This window comes from Arthrobacter sp. BC5 (genome assembly GCF_056680255.1).
Window position 1 is genome coordinate 74,543 of the sequence record NZ_JBWXPX010000003.1, and the last position, 16,948, is coordinate 91,490.

Sequence of the window (16,948 nt, forward strand, 5' to 3'; positions counted from 1 at the left end):
CCGCTTTTTCGTGCCACATCTGGCGTCTCTTCCACAGTTCGATGATGCCGCGTCGAGCGTACTCGGAAGCTACCGAGGTCCGCGTCGAGCTGCGTGCCAGGCCGCGTCGCGATGATTCTGCAGCCCTGCGGTTGACGGTGTAGTTGCCTTGAGTAGAGGGGCAGTGATCAGCGACCACTTTGCAGGGTCGATGCTGGCAATGAAAAATTGTCCAATGAGCGAGTTACATGAGGGGCAGGTGAATGCACTGTAGGTGCTCCCAGCTGCCCTGCTGAACTGCTGCTTGATCAGCGCCTTCGGCGTATCAGCACGGCTCTCTTGCATCCAGCGGTCAATAGCACGGTGGACCTCGGGGTGATTCTCATAGCGTTTTGGACCTACGTCCACCTTGACGTTGAGATGGGGTGCTGTCATCCATTGCTGCTCGGGCTTGGTGCCCACCGCATCCCATACGAGCATCATTCGATTGCATTTCCAGCAGGGCGTCGTAGTCGCCCAGACGAAGGGGCCCGTTTCGGTGTGCACTGTATGGGCACCGAAGCGTTCTTCAGGAGACATACTGAGGCGGCTTGTCTCTGCTCGGCGCCGCTCGGCTTCCTGCACCTTCCGTTCGTGCGCCTCCTGCGCAGCAACGTGGCGGCGCGCCTCAGCCTCTGAGGCCGCGCGTTCGCGAAGGGCATCCGCCTCGACCTTCTTACGTTGATGGTCCGGACTTCCCTTGCTCCAGCGAGACCCCGTTAGCAGGAGTTGCTCGATGAAATACCCCAGAGCGCCTCGGGTGGTATGAAAATTCGGCACAACGTCGAGGTCCATCAGGCTGGCAGGGCCCTCGGGCACTAGTGAGGTCTTTCCGAAGCCGGTCACCACGGTCGGCACCTGAAACGGGCTGTACTCGAGCTGTTTGGGTATCAGCCATACGGACAGCACCCCGCTATCCCAGTACCGCTGCGTTCGGTAGAGGTACTCGTCCATGGTCTGAGAGGACAACTGCACTTCGAACGCTACTCTGTGGCGCGCATCATCGGATTCAGCCAGGACGTCGATGATCCATTCACGAGAAGGATGTGGGTATTCGATAGTGGCGTGCCATCCCTGAACTGCATCGATGCAGTCGGCCAAAGCGAGCTTCATTGCCAGGTGCTGTGCTGACTCTCCTCCATGGTCAACGCCACACTGAGCAAGTCGGAGGTGCGCGAAGAAACGAGTCTGACCGCGGACCTTAGCGACAGCACGGACACCGCAGACGGGCATCGTCAGACGCCGGCGATCATCGGATTCTTGAAGGGACTGCCACGCCTCCTGTGTAAATTGATCCGCCCGCAAACGCTCCCCGTCGAGCTCCGCCACCAAAGGCATTTGTCCCCCAATAGTCATAACATCCGGAATTCAACAACACCAAAATGGAACAGGTCATCGTCGAGACCTCGGTACAGACCTATCAACTAGTGACTGATCAACAAGCCAGCACGACGGGTCGAAGTGTCCTTACAGGTTGTCCCCTGGCTCTCGGTGTTAGCTTGCCCCCGCAGGTGCGGGCTACAGTCGTCAATAGCTCAGCATATTTTGATGATCCCCAGGAGGACTGCATTGGCTCAGCGTGTACAGGTGCTTTTGATCGATGATCTCAACGGGGAGGAAGCACAGGAAACTGTTCGATTTTCCGTTGACGGCTCGGAATACGAGATCGACCTGACAACGCAAAACGCCTCAGACTTACGAGCTGTCTTATCCCAGTACATAGATGTTGGCCGAAAGGCGCCCGGCGGCCGCAGAGGTAGGAGCGGACAACGAGGGACGTCCACGAGTCGCACCAAACGCGCCGAGGTCCAGCACATCCGTCAGTGGGCGCAGGAGAACGGCTTGACCCCTAACTCTCGGGGTCGTGTCCCCCAATCGATCGTGGATGCCTATAACAAGGCCAACCAGTAGGACCGTATGCCCGTGCGTAGAGCGTGTGCCAGCGCATCATGCAGTCACCCGTTTCTGCACTGATGCCTTGTGATGCATACGTCGTAGGCTGTGTCGGTGGCTATCGAGGATGTATTTGCTGTAATCGCGGAACCAACACGGCGTCAGATACTTGTCATCCTGCGGGAAGGCGACAAAGCAGTAGGTGAGCTCGTTGCAGACCTTCAAGTAAGCCAGCCGACCGTGTCCAAGTACCTCAAGATCCTTCGGGAGGCAGGACTGGTCAGCACCCAAGCTCAGGGCCAGAAGCGGTACTACTCCCTTGTGATTGATCCTCTAAGTGAGGTTCAACGGTGGCTTTCCGCTTTCGGCTTCGTAGCCAATCTGCCAGGTCTGACAGCTGAGGATCCCTCTGACGTCGCCCACCATGATGCTCGGCAGACTGAGCCGGACACGGACATACATGCTCTGGCACCCGCTGCCAGGGCGGACCTGAGTGTCGTTCCTGTTGCAGAGTCAGGCAGGGTTCCGATCGGTCGCACGATGGGCAAAGCTGCCGGTGAATCGCCCCGGGTTTGATGGAGGCTCGGTTCACTTGCTTCCGGCCCCGGTGGGGACGTTGGTAAGACTGTAGGCCTCCGTGGACTCGTGCGCCCAATGGTTGTTCTCGAACTCCACCGGTGGGATCAGCCCGATTTCGCCGTGGAGGCGCCGATGGTTGAACCAGTCAATGTATTCAGCGACAGCGATTTCAAGGTCACTGACGGTTTTCCAGCCGCCTTTGGGCCGCATGATCGGGTTGCGGATGCACTCAGCTTTGAAGAGTGAGTTGAATGCCTCGGCCATGGCGTTGTCGTAGGAATCGCCCTTGGATCCAACGGAAGCGACCGCTTCGGCTTCGGCAAGCCGTTCGGTGTAGCGAATCGCACGATATTGCACTCCACGATCGGAATGATGCGTCAGACCCGCAACGCTTTGTCGGGCTCTTTGACGGTTCCAGAACCCCATCTCGAGGGCGTCCAGGGCCAGATCGGTTCGCAGAGAGGTCGATACCTGCCAGCCGACGACGAGGCGGCTGAAGACATCGATGATGAACGCGGCGTAGACCCACCCCGAGTGTGTCCGGATGTAGGTCAGATCCGCCACCCATAACTGGTTCGGGGCTGCAGCAACGAACTGCCGCTCGACCAGGTCCGCCGGCCGCGGTGTTTCCGCGCCCGCGACGAGGGTCGTCTTGCGGGTCTTCTCCCGGCTGATCCCACGCAAGCCGCCGGCTCGCATCAATCGCTCCACGGTGCACCGGGCGACAGGGTGGCCTTCCCTGTTCATCTGCGCCCAGACCTTCCGGGCACCATAAACACCAATATTGTCCTGGTGCACTTTGGTGATGACCGGCATCAGTTCCGCATCCCGCACCGCACGCGCTGAGAGCGGCCGGCTCTTCGCGGCGTAGTAACTGCTCGGGGCGATCTCGACGCCTGCTGAGCGCAGGACCTCGATGACCGGCTCGACCCCGAGTGGTTTGCCCTCCACGACACGATCACGGTGGGCATCAATGTAGCCAGTAACTACTTCAGTTGGCGGTCGAGCTCCGCCGCGGCGAAAAAAGCCGACGCTGTCCGCAGTATCTCGTTGGCCCGCTTCAGTTCCCTGACTTCGCTCTCAAGCTTCGCGATCCGCTCGGCCTCCGCACTCGTGGTGCCCGCCCGAACCCCGTTATCGACCTCAGCCTGTCGAACCCACTTACGCAGCGTCATCGGGTGCATCCCCAATTGCTTCGCCACCCGCTCCACCGCACCAACGCGGGAGTCCGGATCACGCCGCAGCTCGACCGCCATCCGGGTCGCCCGCTGACGCAACTCATCGCTGTACTTCGTCGCCATAACTCTCATCCTCCATGGGTTGAGAGCCTCCACTAAACCCGGGGCGATTCAGGTGCTGCGTCGACGTCGCCGCGTGCGATGTCTGTCCGGGCTTTAGCGTAGGCGCCGGTGATGTACTCCTCGAGCTTGCTCCGCTCGATGCGCCACTGGCCGCGGCCGCCAATCTGAATGGCAGGCAGATCCCCGGAGGCGATAAGAGCCCGAACGGTGCTGTGCTTGGTGTTCAATTCGTCAGCTACCTGCTGCAGGGTGAGGAACCGCAGCGGCGTGGCCTGCTCATTGAGCTGCCCGTCGTCCTGGGGTGGGTCTGTCATGTACCCAGCATTCCAGCCACCAAACGCTGCGCCGCTGATCGACGCCGGGTCGACGCCTTAAGTGGGTGGAGACGGGGCCACACCACATGGCTCCGTCTCCGGTTTTTCCTCGTGACAAGGAAATCTAATGGGGCCCTGATAGGGCTGGGCCTTCTTTCAGACTAGCGGCAGCTTCGATGCCTGCACGGATCTATCGGCGCTCCCACACCAAGCGGTGGATGATGGGCGATAGCCTGCTGTAGGGCAGTTCGGGGTGCGTTGCAGCCCACTCAACCAACGCGGCGGAGTAATTCTCCAGAGGTCCGCCTGGGTCGGGCACACGCCTGGCTTCGGCCTCCAGTCTCTGAAGTTGAAGATCGACCATGCCCAAATGATCACATGCCGGTGGTGGGGGGCGGCAGGTCCTGCCTGCCGCCCCTCACTCCCCTACTCGGTCCGCTCCGCGCTCTTGGTGTCCTTCATGGCGTGGGCGGTGATCAGGGACTCGACCTCGCTGAGCGTGTATCCCCACTCTTCGAGCTGGAAGAGGTAGTACGCGGCCTGGGGGCCGGGGCGTCGCCATGATTCGCGGCTGAGGTCCGCCTCGTGCGCGGCGAGCATCATCGCCAGGACTGCCTTGTCCGGGTTCGTGGTCGGCTTCTCGACCAGTGCCCGGTACGCCCGGTAGTCGGGGTCGGTGACGCCTGCGAGGCCGGCGGCGAGTTCGTGCTTCTGCGCCGTCGCCCGGGCGACCGAATTGCCGTAGTTCGCGAGGGTCGTGGCCGTGAACTGCGCCCATCCCTTCGGCGGGGTCTTCCTCCCCAGCAGGGTCATCAGCCATGCCTGCCGGACCTCGGTGCTCGCGTCCCACTTCTTATTGTTCTGGATCACCGTGCGGCGCTCTTCCTTCTGCGCGTCCGTCATCGGCCCTGACTGGCCTGCCGTGGGACTCATACCGAGTCCTTCGCGGATTGTGAAGCCGTGGTCCCGGAAGTTCGCGACCACCGGCGTTACCTGAACCTCGCCCCGGTAGGTCGTGCTGATGACCACGGCGTTCGCGTCGTCCTTCGTCGCTTTCTCGCCGTCTGCCCGCAGAAGCATGTTCGGGTTCTGGTTCTCCGGGGTCCCATACCCGTACCCGTCGACGACGGTGTTGCCGAGCGCTTCCTGCTCAGCCCTCGCGGTAGCGATCAGGCGGGCGGTAGCGCGCTCCTGCCGGAGATAGGCGACCTGGTGGTCGAACTGCTCGGGCTGGACCTCGAGGATGTGCTGCAGGCGCTTCACGGTGAGCTCCTCGTCGCTGAACTCCTCGAGCGCCGCTGAGTGCTCCAGCGTCCACCCGGCGGTGAGGGCTTCGGTGGCTGTGGTGTTGGCGCGGACCTTCAGCGCGGTCTCGACGGTGGTCTTCTTGGCGCCGGTCTTCTTGGCGATCTGCGCGGCCGTGATGCCCATGAGGGACAGCTGGTGGAACGCTTCGGTGCGGTCCCGGTCGTTCAGGGCCAGACGCTGGTCGTTCTCGACCATCTGCTGCACCAACCGGTCAGCCTCGCTCAGGGAGGCGACGACGTACACGGGCATGGTCGGCTGCGCGGTTTCCACGGCCGCCAGGGTGCGGCGCTGCCCGTACAGGACGTGCACGCCGGCCTCGGTGCGGTGGGCGACGACCGGCTGCAGGACGCCGTGCTGCTTGATCGAGGCCAGGAACTCAGGATCGAGCCGGACATCGGCGCGGACGTTGGCGTCGATGGTCAGCTCGGTCGGGTCGAGGTGCTCGAGGACGGTCGTTGGGGTGTTCATGGTTGTTGCTCCTTCGGTCACGAGGTGGGGTGGGAACCTGTGGTGGTGGCACGTGCTGCTCGGCTCTTCCCCCGGTGTTTTTGCCTGCTGGCGAGTTCGCTCGCTCGTCCCCGACGGAGCACTGTCAACCCCGAAGGGGCAGGGGCCTGCCGGAAACCTCGAAGGAAATAAGCGACGTAGGAGCGCCGTAGAGGTTTGTGGCCGGCGCCAGTCGGCTTGCCGATTGATGGTGTGGAGCGGGGGCGCACAATCCGAAGGAATCTCAATGATGTTGTCAACGTCCGCGCCGTGCTCCAAGGCACTTCTTCAAGAGACATGGCGAGAGGGACCCGCACTCAGATGGGGCGCTCATTAAGCCCATGCACCGAGGTAAGTGACCTGACTCAGGGGTCGACCGTGAGTCACTCCATACTTCGCACTGCGCTAGAAAGGTTTCACCCGTCGTGCCTGGCGAATGACGATGACTAGGGTGCGGGTGGTGTGTCGATCGCTTTCAAGTGCCTGTTCGCGGCGTAAGCGGCGAACGTGACTAGCAACGGGAAAGCGATGAGGACGATGGGCCTGGGATCGTTAAGCGCGACGTACGCCACACCCACCCATGCAAGTGTCGCCGCGTAGTAGACAGGAACCATCAGGCTCGCACCCAGCGTCAACGTGGTTCCGTGTGGGAGCAAACCATCCACGCGTGCTCCAGTCGCAGCCTTGATGGTTGCCCTACCCTGCCGCCGTGTCGGCATGCTCGTCCTGGATGTGCGGCTCGCCCAGATAGCCGCAGCTGCGACGACTAACGGCACCCCCAGCAGCACGAAAACAAGCCCGTTCGGACTCACGACTAACATCGCCAGGACCCCGATCCACGTGACGACGGCTAGGAACCTCGTGACCACGGCGAGTTGATGGGCGACCTGTACTCGGTCTGGCAGGGCGATAGCGAGTTCATCGGTGTCTGACATGACGGCTCCTAGCCCTGCGAGTAGCGACGGAGATACTACTGGTGGGGATATCAGAGCACGTATTTCCTTATTCCGCCACGGATTCTCCCCTCAGCGCTCCTTCCACCTGAGCGAAACGATCAAGTTCCATACGCGATCGTCCTCAGAGTGCAGACGACAGTCTCGGGTGCAGCTCGTGCTGAGCTTCGTATTGCACGTTGTCGCGGAGCATGGCCCAAAGGACGTTGAGGCGGCGACGTGCCAGGCAGATGAGGGCCTGGGTATGCGATTTACCTTCGGCTCGCTTGCGGTCGTAGTACGTCCTGGAAGGTGGATTGCTTTTCAGGCTGGACATTGCTGATAGGTAAAAGACACGCATGAGCCGGCGATCGTAGCGTCGGGGACGGTGATTATTGCCGGAGATCCGGCCCGAATCTCTCGGGACCGGGGCGAGGCCCGCGACGCCGGCGAGGCGATCCGCGCCGTCAAACGCTGCCATGTCCCCGCCGGTCGCCCCGAGGAACTCGGCGCTCAGGACGGGCCCAAAACCCGGCATGCTCAGCAGGATGCTGGTGTGCCGGTGATCGAGAACCCGGGCACTGATCAGCGCATCAAGGTCCGCGAGCTCGCGTTCCAAATCAAGGACATCCTGGGCCAAGGCCGCGACCATCATTTCCCCGACCCGTTGTGCTGGCACCACGGTGTACTGGGACTTCGCTGCGGTCAGGGCCTTTTCAGCGACCAGGGCGCTGCTACGGGCACCGTGCTTCTTCAACCAGGCGTGTACCCGAGCCTCACCAGCTCGGCGCAGGGCCTCGGGTGTCCGGTACCGGGTCAGAAGCATCAGCGCGGCTTTGGACCGGCTGTAGTCAAAGGCCTGCTCGAGAGCGGGAAAGTACTCCAGCAACTGGGCGCGCAGCCGGTTGATAGCCCGCACACGATCGATTGCCTTGTCGGCTCGGCGGGAGGTCAGGATCCGCAAATCGACGCTCACCTCATCCCCCACCCGCAGGGGCTGTAGATCCCTGCGCATCCGCGCCTGGTCAGCGATCACCAGTGCGTCCTTCGCATCGGTCTTCCCATCACCGCGGTACGTCTTGGACGCGTGATGAACCGTGCGACCCGGGATGTAGAGCAGCCGCTGATCATGAACAGCCAGCAGGGCGATCAGCAATGCCGCTCCCCCATGGTTCAAGTCCGTCGCCCACACCACTTCACCCCCACCAGGATTACCGGTGAGGCCGGCGACGTCGGCGATCAGGTTCAGCAGGGCACTCTCGTCATTGGCGACCCGCTGCGAATACAGGCGGGTCCCGTCCGTGTCGATCACTACGCAATGGTGATGGGTCTTACCAGCATCTACACCAGCCCACAGCTGCGCCATCGCAGCCTCCAATCATCTCGGCATCCAGTAAAGCCCAGCAGATAACCGCGCCGTCGTGTCCTTATCCAGCGAGCTTCAGTCGCGTCTCTCAATCAGCGGTCGGGCCATCACGGGAACGGCAGGCGGCCAATCCTACGAAGCCGTCACGACAAGCGCCCGGCACAGCAGACAAAGCCATACCCACCACCCCTGGGTAGCCGAAACACTACAACTGCCCCGGAAACCACCCGCTCAACAACATAAGGACAGCAGACAAAAAACGTCAGGGTCGGGTGCGACGAAGGAGGGGACTGTCCGATAAACGGTGTGTGGGGTCCGGCGGTTTTCATCAGTAAGTGGTCTTCTCGAACCGGCCCGCGAAGGTAATCGCGAACGCGTTGAGCGCCGGCTTCCACCTGATCACCCAGCGTGCTTTGCCGCCGCCAGTGGGGTCAAGGGACCGGGTCACGAGATACAGGCATTTCAGCGCCGCGGCCTCGTTCGGGAAGTGGCCCCTGGCGCGCACCGCTCGGCGGTAGCGGGCGTTGATCGACTCGATCGCATTCGTCGTGCAGATGACCCGTCGGATCTCCACGTCGTATTCGAGGAACGGCACGAATTCCGCCCAGGAGGATTCCCAGAGGTTTACGATCGCCGGATACCGCTGGCCCCACTCGGCTGCGAACTCCGCGAACCGGTCCTTCGCCGCCGCTTCGGACGGCGCGGTGTAGACGGGTTTGAGGGCTTTCACGATTCCGTCCCGGTGTTGCCGGCCGGCGTAGCGGAAGCTGTTGCGGATCAGGTGCACGACGCATTGCTGCACGACGGTCCGCTCCCAGGTCGTGTTGATCGCCTCGGGCAGGCCTTTGAGCCCGTCGCAGACGGCGATGAGCACGTCCTCGACGCCTCGGTTTTTCAGCTCGGAAAAGACCTGCAGCCAGAACCTCGCTCCTTCACCTCCGTCGCCGGCCCAGATGCCCAGGATGTCGCGTTCCCCGTTCGTGGTGACGCCCATGACGACGTAGAACGGGGTGTTGCGGACCTGCCCGTCCCGGACCTTGACCACGATCGCATCAACGAAGAGGACCGGGTAGAGCGGGTCCAGCGGACGGGAAGCCCACTCGCCCAACTCGCCGGCGACCTTCTCCGTGATCCTCGAGATCGTGTCTTTGGAGACCTTGGCCCCGTAGACCTCCTCGAAATGCGCGGCTATTTCACCCGTGGTCAGTCCGCGGGCGGAGAGGGAGAGGACGATCTCGTCGATGCCGTCCAGGCGTCGTTTCCGTTTGGGTACGATCACCGGCTCGAACGAACCGTCCCGGTCCCTTGGCACTTCGATTTCGACCGGGCCGATCTCGGTCAACACCGTCTTCGGCCTCGTACCGTTGCGCATGTTCTCTGCGATCGGTGTCTGCCCGTGCTCGTGCCCGAGGTGCTCGGTCAGCTCCGCTTCCAGAGCGGTTTCCAGCACGTTCTTCGTGAGCTGGCTCAACAAGCCACCAGGGCCAACCAGGCTCACGCCCTGCTCCTTCGCCTGGGCGAGCAGGCGTTCAGCAAGGTCCTTCTGATCGATGGTTTCTCCCGTCACAGGATCGATCATCGCCTCTGATACTTCGGTCGTGAAGTCGTTCACGGCCATCTCCTCTCGGATCAGGCCGAACCCTCACACACCGTTTTTCTGACAGTCCCCGAAGGAGCGCCCGGGCCTCATCAGGCCGGAGCGAAGCGCAGGACCACTCAGAGGTTGAGAAGGCGGCCAAGGACACCCACTAAGCGGCGCAGAAGGGGCATTGCGTAAACTGGCGTACTGATGGGTTAGTGGTTGAGGAGGGTTGGTCGGATGAGCGAACGTCTACGACTTGGTTTGTCGGCCGTTAGTGCCCTGGCGGCTTTGTTCATGGCCCTGACGGTGTACTCCCCTGCGTCAGGTTCCCTCTCAGCTGCGTGTGAGAGTCAGTCTTGTAAGGACGAGGTTGCCGCGAAGGCGTGGAACCCGATCTGGGTTATTGGTGAACTGCTGCCGGCGGCGGCTTCCTAGAGAACGGTTAGCTGCCCAAACAGATCACGAGCTGGCTGGGAAATGCTCCCACGGGGTACAACTGAAGAGAAGGTCCCGGCCGCCTACGTGCTTTCCCCCATTCACGTAGCCCGCCGGGACCTTTTTGTGCCTAAAAATCAATGATCCTGCACAGCAGGAACCACCTGACGTGTGCGCACACTCACCACCTCGTCAACACTAGTGAACCCACCTCAAGCAAGCAGTGGTCGTACACCGCCTCCCCCGAGATTCGCTGCGTGTATTCAATCCAGAACCCCAACTGGTACTACACCGGTAGAGAACCAGTGCGGTACTAGTGTGGTACCAATCTAGTACAGTACTAGTACAGTACTAGTACCGCACTAGTACCGCACTGGTACCAAAGCCGTACAACTGTCTCGGGGGAGTCCAGCTATTGACCGTGGAACACCAGCTCCCCCATCCCGCTGCCTATCCCAGGCACGCCTGCGCAGCAGGAACCACCTGACGTGTGCGCACACTCACCACCTCGTCAACACTAGTGAACCCACCTCAAGCAAGCAGTGGTCGTACACCGCCTCCCCCGAGATTCGCTGCGTGTGTTCAATCCAGAACCCCAACTGGTACTACACCGGTAGAGAACCAGTACTGTACTAGTGTGGTACCAAAGTAGTACTGCACTAGTACAGTACTGGTACCAAAGCCGTGCAACTGTCTCAGGGGAGTCCAGCTATTGGCCGCCCGAGCCGTACCTCTCCTCAAGGAGGGGCCAGATGATGCGCTCCAGGACTTTTTGCTGACTGATGTCCTGGTCGGCTGCGGCTTGCTGCAGTAGCGCTGATTGGCTCTTGCTAAGCCGGAAATTGAGCCCTGTCGTCTTGGGTTCCTTGTTGCGACTCCGCCAGTCGATCGCGGGGGCAGCTGGCGTGGGTGTCTGGCGGTCCGGCTTGGGAAGTTCTGCTCGCTCGGCGAACGCTTCGATTTCTCGTTCGTCGGCTACCGGCGATTGTCGTGGTCGTCGATTCAGTGCCACGTCGTGACCTCCTGGATGAGTAGTTGAATTTCCGCCTTGGCCTTTGGGTCACGCATTTCCACGACACCCAAACCCTGTGAGAGGGCGTTTCGGAAGGCTTTGCGTTGGTGGATGACAGTGCGGGCTACCATCACCTCGGGGTAGTCAGACAGGTATTCGCGTGCGTCTCTGACGTCGTTGGCGCCGGTATTCGTTGGTGCCATGTTGAGGACGGCAAGTGCCTTGACCTCGGGGTTGAAGTCTTTGGCTTCTGTGAGGGTGGCGACGACACTCTCTGTCGTATCGAGTTCTGCCTGGTAAGGCACGACTGGCATCAGGAGTACGTCAGCTGCGGTCATGGCTGTGCGCATTTCCTTGCTGTCCTTACCGGGCACGTCGACGATGACGTAGTCGTACCGGGTCGCGAGGTCGAGAAGAGAGGAGCGGAGGTTGCCGGTCTTCTGCACAGCTTGAATGGGCGGGTGCCCATTTTCCTCGCGGTCACGTGCCCAGTTGCTCACGGTATGCACAGTGGGATCGGCTTCCACGAGGATCACGTCAGCGCCTTGGCGCTGGAGTTCGACAGCGAGGTTGATTGTCAGCGTGGACTTTCCGACACCACCCTTGGTATGAGCAACTAGAAGAATCATGGTGCCAGTCTAGTACCAGACCAGTACTGCACCGGTACCTACACGGTACTACTTTAGTACCGCTTTGGTACTACATTGGTGGTCCGCCACGGTGCAGACGCGGTTCTGGGTGAGTGGGTCGATTACCTGTACGGCCGTCCCTCGCCGATTGATTGGGTACTTGGAGGTCCTGATGTCGGGGGAGGCCGGTACGGTGTGCCGGTGACTTCAGCTTCTCGCCCTGGTTGGCATGGCATCCCGCCAAGCGCAGATCGTTTTGTGCCGCCGCTACAGCTCGACGTCCCCGATGGTTCGGTGACGGAGCCGGAGAAGGCGCCTGCGTTGTGGGTTGACCTGGAGTACCCGGATGGGCGGAAGCAGACGGTGAAGGGCTTCGCGATGGCGTGGACGCCTAACGCGGTGTACGCCCAATGGGTTGAGTTTTCACGGGCTCGTGAGGCGTGGGTGCGGCCTGATCAGTGCCGGCGGCGTGAGATCCCGGTGAAGAATCGTTTCGGTACCTGAGCTTCAGGAGGCTGTGCACGGCCACCGCTTGCTCGAGGTGAGCTATACGTGTCGGTGTGGTGGTGGCTGTGTGCAGGCGGGGGAGTGGTTCCTGCTGTCCATCCTGGGTGCGGGACAAGCAGCGGAGCGTGGGGGAGCTTGTGCCGTGCCCCTGTGGGCAGGAGGCCTGGCAAGGAACAAACCCCAGATCAGTGGCTCTTGCTCTTGTTGTCCTTACGGGCCTTGGTATGAGGACCTAGGATCACCCCAGCGCATAGAGCGAGCGTGATCCCCACAACGATTGCAATCTCCACGGCCGAACCCTCACGTCGATGACGGCACTGCGCCGGCCCGTGAGGAGGCGATCCGTACGGGTCGGCACAGCGGACCCCAAGTTCACCACGCAAATGGACCTGTGGCGAGGGTCAAGGTCCTGTGGCCGTTCATGCGGCGGTCCAGAGCAAGCGTTGATGCTCGTATTCATCCTCGATCGGCGGTTGCCAGTACTCGTCCACCTCGGCGTCGTACAGCTCGTGCTCTTCGAGCTGGGGGACTAGGTGCCGGTCGAGCCAGGCGTGCCAGGCGGCGCGTTCCTTGCGGTAGCGGGTGAGCTGGGCTTCGCGGTCCTCGGTGGCTCCGAGGCGGTCTGCGAGCTGGGCGAGGTTGGTGGTGGCTACGAGTTCCCAGCGGCCGTGGTGCCGGCGGATCATCTGCAGGGACTCCATGCGAGTGAGATGGTCGGTGAGGGCCCGGCGTGAGATGCCCGTGGTGCGGGTGAGGTCTGCGGTGGTGGGGGAGTGGCGGCCGCGTTCGATGACCTCGTAGGCGAGGGCTGAGACGTCTCCGAGGACCCGAAAAACGGGCCGGATGGCGTGGATCTTGCCTTTGCGCCAGGTGAGGTCGCGGGCGAGCTGCTCGAAGTGCTGGGGGAGTTGTACGGCGTAGGTGTCGGCGTTGCGGCCGCGTCCGCGGTCGATGCGGGTGAGGATGCCTGCCGATGCGCGCTCCAGGACGGGGAGGAGGCGCGCGATGGTGTCGTGGTTCTTGCCGAGGGCGAGGGCGAAGGTGCGGCATCCGACGTCGAGAATGTTGGTTTCCAGTGTCCGCATGTACGCCAGCACGGCACGGATGAGGAATCGGAGACTAATGCCTTCCCTACCCCGTTCCATGAACCGGTAGTCGAGCAACGCATAGAGGACGTTCTCGAGGTCGTTCACGAGCTGATGAATCGAGAGCTGGCTGAGCGGGGAACCCTGATGCGTGGTGGGTTTGGGACTGCCCCCCGTGAGGTAAGTAGGGCTTGTGTCGTATTTGTGCGCAGTCTTTTTCCCTCTGCGCTGGGAGGGGTCTTTCGCTGGCGCCGTGGTGGCGGTGAAGGCTTGGGCTTTGGCCCATTCGACGGGCAGGAGCCGGTTGGTCTTGGTGCCATAGAGAGCGGCGAGGCCGGTGAACTGGTCGGCCATGCCGGCGCGTACCTGGTCGAGGGTCCAGTGGCAGGCGGCGAAGTGGTTCAGGACCGCCATGCGGGCCTCTGAATCGCTGGCGTAGCGGCTGGTGTCGTAGAGCCCCGTGCGGGCCACAACGCGCAGCGGGCGGTCGGTCCCGGCCGCAGGTGCTGCGCCACGGTTGGCGACGGCTTGCACAGCTGCAGTCGCGGTCGCTGCGCGTATATCTGCTCGGCGCTTCTGCTCGAGGCGGTACAACTCCGGCGCCAAGGCCTTACGCAGCGCGGCTACCGCGCTGGCGGGGTTGCGGCGGGTGAGGATGCCGTAGGCCTCCGTCAGCGGCGTGACCAAGCGTTGGTGGCCACCCGACTTATGCGCAGATCCAGGGACACGGATGCAACCATGGACGACGTTCTGGTGGGGGCTCGGATCAAGGCTCGCTGCTTGGCGCCCGAGGGCCTCCACGAGCTGCCGTGCCTCGGCAGCGATGAGGGGTTCCTGTAGCGGCACGTACAGGTGGCGGCCGCCGCTAGGGGAGGTGTCCTCGACATAGGCGAGGCGGGCGGCGTGCAGGAGGGCCCCGAGGCGTTTCGCGTCGTCGTCGACGACGGCTTTGCGGGCCTTGGAGGTGTCAAGGTCAAGGCACAGTGTGCGGACGGTGCCGTCGACGTCGTGCAGCATGACTGCCGCCGGTTTCGCGGGGAGTGTCCTGGTGATCGGCAGGGGAGTAGTGGGCTGCGGGTACTGGAACCGGCCGTCCTTCCATCGCCCGAGGCGGTAGGAGGGCTGACCTGCGATCAGCGGTGCAAGGACCCATACCGCATCACAGTGGGAATCGTCACGGCGCGGCGCGGCATAAAGAGCTGGAGGTGCTTCAAGCACGCGGTGTACACTTTCTGCAGAGGGTACGACCTGAAAAGGACGCACTCGGTTGAGCTACTCACCGGGAATCTTGGCGGACGACACGGTGTGAAGCTTGAATAACTTGATACGAAGGCCCGCCGGCTAGGCGGGCCTTCCTCGTTTAACTAGCCTTTTCGAAGGGCAGCGCCTCCTGATTGCCGACGTGTTCTGCGCGCAACGCCGCTATTAGCGCCTGCGACCTCTCGGTGAGGAACGGTCCGGGCTTCATGCCCATCTCAGCAGTGATCTGCTGAAGAACTTCGAACTCTTCTGGGCTGAGCTGAACCGCGACGGTATGGCGTGGGCCGTAGCCCTTGCTAGGACGTCCGATCTTTCGCTGCGCAGTCATAGCCTCACTCTGCCAAGGATTTTTATTTAAACCCGCACCTCGACGCGGCGTGTCGCATCCCACTACTTTCCTCATCACACCCCCATGTCCTGGTACTGGTGGCCTACAACGTCCCACCGGCCGTCGTGCTTCTCGAGGTAGATCGTGACGATCTGCCGTCCGGTGGCTGTGAGCTCGGTTCCGTCGCGGCTGATCCATCGCCAAGTGACGTCGTAGGCGCGGATGGCTTTGTCGTCGGCTACGTCCTGGGAGACGTCGCCGGGGGCTGGGACGATCGAGGGTGCACTGTAGGCATGGTGTTCGGCTGGCCCGAGCCATTCGCCCTGTGCGCCGTTGCGTTCGGGCTCGACCTGGTTGGTGGCCCATTCGTTGCTCATCAGCGGTATCGCCCGGATTGCCGCTGCTGTCTGTGTTGTGTCGGTCGTGGTGTCCCATGAGTGCAGCATCAGGGCAGCGACCTCGGCGGTGGATTCGGCATTGGCACGGTCGGCGTCTTCGGGCTGAGTGAACGTGCCGTCACCAGCGAGCTCGGCCGCCGCGGGTGCGTCAGAGCCCTCGTCCACCGTCGTTGACGTCGGGTTCGGTGTCGACCCGGCTGGGCCTTCGTTGTTGCTGCAGGCGGTCGTTGAGAGCGTGAGGGGCAGTGCCAGGCACAGCACAGCTGCGATCCTGCGGGGTTGGTGCCTGTACCGGTTTGTGGGTTGGTGGTGCGTGGTGGGCGGGGTCATGATGCTGGCCACGCGCCTTTCTCTTTCAGGATCGGTTCCGGGTCGATGTTGAAGCCCTCGTAGGGGTAGGTGACGTCGGGGGCTGCGGGTGTGTAGATCTCGAAATGTAGATGCGTCGGAACGCTGCCGAGGTCGGCCCTGTTGCCTTCGGTGCCAATGATGTCGCCGCGTTTGAGCTTGTCGCCCTTTTCCACCGAGTAGGCGTTGAGGTGGCAGAACGCGAACCCGAAGTCGGGGTCGTCGCCGTCCTCCTTGGCGATCACACACCCGTCTTTGTCGTTGAACCCGGTGACGCGCAAGTCTGTGGGCGCGACGACGGGCCCGCCGTTGCCGTAGCCGGCGCCGGGGCTCGAGAGGTCCACGCCGACGTGGTCCTGCGCCCAGGCGGGCAGCCCGGGGACGTTGCGCTTCCCATACCCCGACGTGAAAACACCGCCGGGTAGGGGAGTGGCCCACTCACCGTCTCCGAGGTCCCCGTCCCACGGCTTGCCGCCGGTGGGTGCCTTGCAGTCCATGGAGAACCCGCTCTGGGCGGAGTCGAGGATGGCGCTGACGTACTTCTGCGTCTCCTGATACGGCGGAATCCCCTTGTACTGCTGCACGGCACCAGGTCCGGCGTTGTACGCGGCGAGGGTGAGCTGCACGAGCAGGTTCGCATCACTGCCTGCGATCGACTGCACTTGGCTCTTCAGCGCGGTCATGTACCGCCCGTAGGCGGGGATGGCGTCCTTCGCGGAGAACGGGTCACCGCCGTTGCCGTAGGCCGCCCACGTCGCTGGCATGAACTGGGCGACTCCCTGGGCCCCAACGGGGCTGGTGGCGTTCTCGTTCCACCCGGACTCTTGGTTCAGCTGGGCTGCGACGACGCTGGCCGGAAGTCCGGCTTCCTTCGCTGCCGCCTCCACCAGCGGCCCCCACCCGTTGGGGACAGCCTGCAGGGCACCCGGCGTCGCGCCGGTGTCCCCGGGAGTGTCCTCGGAGGAGCTTGCCGAAACCGTGCAGGATGCTCGTTCGAGCTGGTTGGCTTCTTCGTCCTCGGCGATGCCGGCGACAAGCATGGTCATGGCCACGACCGCGCCGATGGGCACGACGGTGAGGGCGGCGATGCCGCACCCGATGGCTTTCCCCCCTGCCATGCCTTCCTAACCCCTGCGCTAGGTCTGAACCGAGAACTGAATGTGAGAC

15 protein-coding genes and 1 other annotated feature are annotated in these 16,948 nt (G+C 62.6%); of the genes, 2 read left to right on the forward strand and 13 right to left on the reverse strand.

The features are described from left to right. Positions 1-69: 69 nt before the first annotated feature. The gene (locus tag AC1MFI_RS19315) at positions 70-1,347 is read right to left on the reverse strand and encodes a competence protein CoiA (protein WP_479821369.1); all 1,278 of its coding nucleotides are present in this window, start codon (positions 1,345-1,347) and stop codon (positions 70-72) included. 240 nt (positions 1,348-1,587) lie between these two features. Here AC1MFI_RS19315 and AC1MFI_RS19320 point away from each other — a divergent pair, with 240 nt between their 5' ends. After that, a complete protein-coding gene (locus AC1MFI_RS19320; RefSeq protein ID WP_479821370.1) occupies positions 1,588-1,929 on the forward strand; it encodes a histone-like nucleoid-structuring protein Lsr2 in 342 nt (113 codons plus the stop codon). A 96-nt stretch (positions 1,930-2,025) separates the two neighbouring features. Beyond that, positions 2,026-2,487, forward strand: a complete 462-nt coding sequence (locus AC1MFI_RS19325; protein ID WP_479821371.1) for an ArsR/SmtB family transcription factor — start codon at positions 2,026-2,028, stop codon at positions 2,485-2,487. 12 nt (positions 2,488-2,499) lie between these two features. Here the strand turns inward: AC1MFI_RS19325 and AC1MFI_RS19330 are convergent. The 12 genes from AC1MFI_RS19330 to AC1MFI_RS19385 form a co-directional block, all read right to left on the reverse strand. Then, a protein-coding gene (locus AC1MFI_RS19330; RefSeq protein WP_479821372.1) for an IS3 family transposase occupies positions 2,500-3,800 on the reverse strand; the annotation gives its coding sequence in 2 pieces (ribosomal slippage) (positions 2,500-3,506 and positions 3,506-3,800; 1,302 coding nt in all). Beyond that, positions 3,370-3,519 (reverse strand) — a sequence feature (AL1L pseudoknot). It overlaps the preceding gene by 150 nt. Before the next feature lie 23 nt (positions 3,801-3,823). Further along, on the reverse strand, positions 3,824-4,105 hold the full coding sequence (locus AC1MFI_RS19335) for a helix-turn-helix domain-containing protein (protein ID WP_479821373.1): 282 nt from the start codon (positions 4,103-4,105) through the stop codon (positions 3,824-3,826). A gap of 426 nt (positions 4,106-4,531) precedes the next feature. Next, complete coding sequence (locus AC1MFI_RS19340) at positions 4,532-5,881, reverse strand: ParB/RepB/Spo0J family partition protein (protein WP_479821374.1); 1,350 nt, start codon at positions 5,879-5,881, stop codon at positions 4,532-4,534. 464 nt (positions 5,882-6,345) lie between these two features. Next, a complete protein-coding gene (locus AC1MFI_RS19345; protein WP_479821158.1) occupies positions 6,346-6,834 on the reverse strand; it encodes a hypothetical protein in 489 nt (162 codons plus the stop codon). A 142-nt stretch (positions 6,835-6,976) separates the two neighbouring features. Continuing rightward, positions 6,977-8,197, reverse strand: a complete 1,221-nt coding sequence (locus AC1MFI_RS19350; RefSeq protein ID WP_479817666.1) for an IS110 family RNA-guided transposase — start codon at positions 8,195-8,197, stop codon at positions 6,977-6,979. Positions 8,198-8,525: 328 nt separating this feature from the next. Beyond that, entirely contained in the window at positions 8,526-9,776 is a 1,251-nt protein-coding gene (locus AC1MFI_RS19355; RefSeq protein WP_479820873.1) for an IS256 family transposase, read from the reverse strand. A 1,147-nt stretch (positions 9,777-10,923) separates the two neighbouring features. Beyond that, a complete protein-coding gene (locus AC1MFI_RS19360) occupies positions 10,924-11,226 on the reverse strand; it encodes a hypothetical protein (RefSeq protein WP_479821375.1) in 303 nt (100 codons plus the stop codon). Further along, complete coding sequence (locus tag AC1MFI_RS19365) at positions 11,217-11,855, reverse strand: AAA family ATPase (protein ID WP_479821376.1); 639 nt, start codon at positions 11,853-11,855, stop codon at positions 11,217-11,219. The genes AC1MFI_RS19360 and AC1MFI_RS19365 overlap by 10 nt, the downstream gene beginning before the upstream one ends. Before the next feature lie 926 nt (positions 11,856-12,781). Then, positions 12,782-14,665, reverse strand: a complete 1,884-nt coding sequence (locus AC1MFI_RS19370; protein WP_479821377.1) for a hypothetical protein — start codon at positions 14,663-14,665, stop codon at positions 12,782-12,784. A 142-nt stretch (positions 14,666-14,807) separates the two neighbouring features. Then, on the reverse strand, positions 14,808-15,035 hold the full coding sequence (locus tag AC1MFI_RS19375; RefSeq protein WP_459337315.1) for a hypothetical protein: 228 nt from the start codon (positions 15,033-15,035) through the stop codon (positions 14,808-14,810). A 74-nt stretch (positions 15,036-15,109) separates the two neighbouring features. Further along, complete coding sequence (locus tag AC1MFI_RS19380) at positions 15,110-15,775, reverse strand: hypothetical protein (protein WP_479821378.1); 666 nt, start codon at positions 15,773-15,775, stop codon at positions 15,110-15,112. Beyond that, the gene (locus tag AC1MFI_RS19385) at positions 15,760-16,899 is read right to left on the reverse strand and encodes a transglycosylase SLT domain-containing protein (RefSeq protein WP_479821379.1); all 1,140 of its coding nucleotides are present in this window, start codon (positions 16,897-16,899) and stop codon (positions 15,760-15,762) included. Before AC1MFI_RS19385 ends, AC1MFI_RS19380 begins: the two co-directional genes overlap by 16 nt. Positions 16,900-16,948 lie beyond the last annotated feature (49 nt).

Bases quoted from the DNA above. Each gene is read 5' to 3' on its own strand.
- AC1MFI_RS19335 (WP_479821373.1), bottom strand. From the start codon at position 4,105: ATGACAGACCCACCCCAGGACGACGGGCAGCTCAATGAGCAGGCCACG.
- AC1MFI_RS19340 (WP_479821374.1), bottom strand. From the start codon at position 5,881: ATGAACACCCCAACGACCGTCCTCGAGCACCTCGACCCGACCGAGCTG.
- AC1MFI_RS19345 (WP_479821158.1), bottom strand. From the start codon at position 6,834: ATGTCAGACACCGATGAACTCGCTATCGCCCTGCCAGACCGAGTACAG.
- AC1MFI_RS19350 (WP_479817666.1), bottom strand. From the start codon at position 8,197: ATGGCGCAGCTGTGGGCTGGTGTAGATGCTGGTAAGACCCATCACCAT.
- AC1MFI_RS19355 (WP_479820873.1), bottom strand. From the start codon at position 9,776: ATGATCGATCCTGTGACGGGAGAAACCATCGATCAGAAGGACCTTGCT.
- AC1MFI_RS19365 (WP_479821376.1), bottom strand. From the start codon at position 11,855: ATGATTCTTCTAGTTGCTCATACCAAGGGTGGTGTCGGAAAGTCCACG.
- AC1MFI_RS19375 (WP_459337315.1), bottom strand. From the start codon at position 15,035: ATGACTGCGCAGCGAAAGATCGGACGTCCTAGCAAGGGCTACGGCCCA.
- AC1MFI_RS19385 (WP_479821379.1), bottom strand. From the start codon at position 16,899: ATGGCAGGGGGGAAAGCCATCGGGTGCGGCATCGCCGCCCTCACCGTC.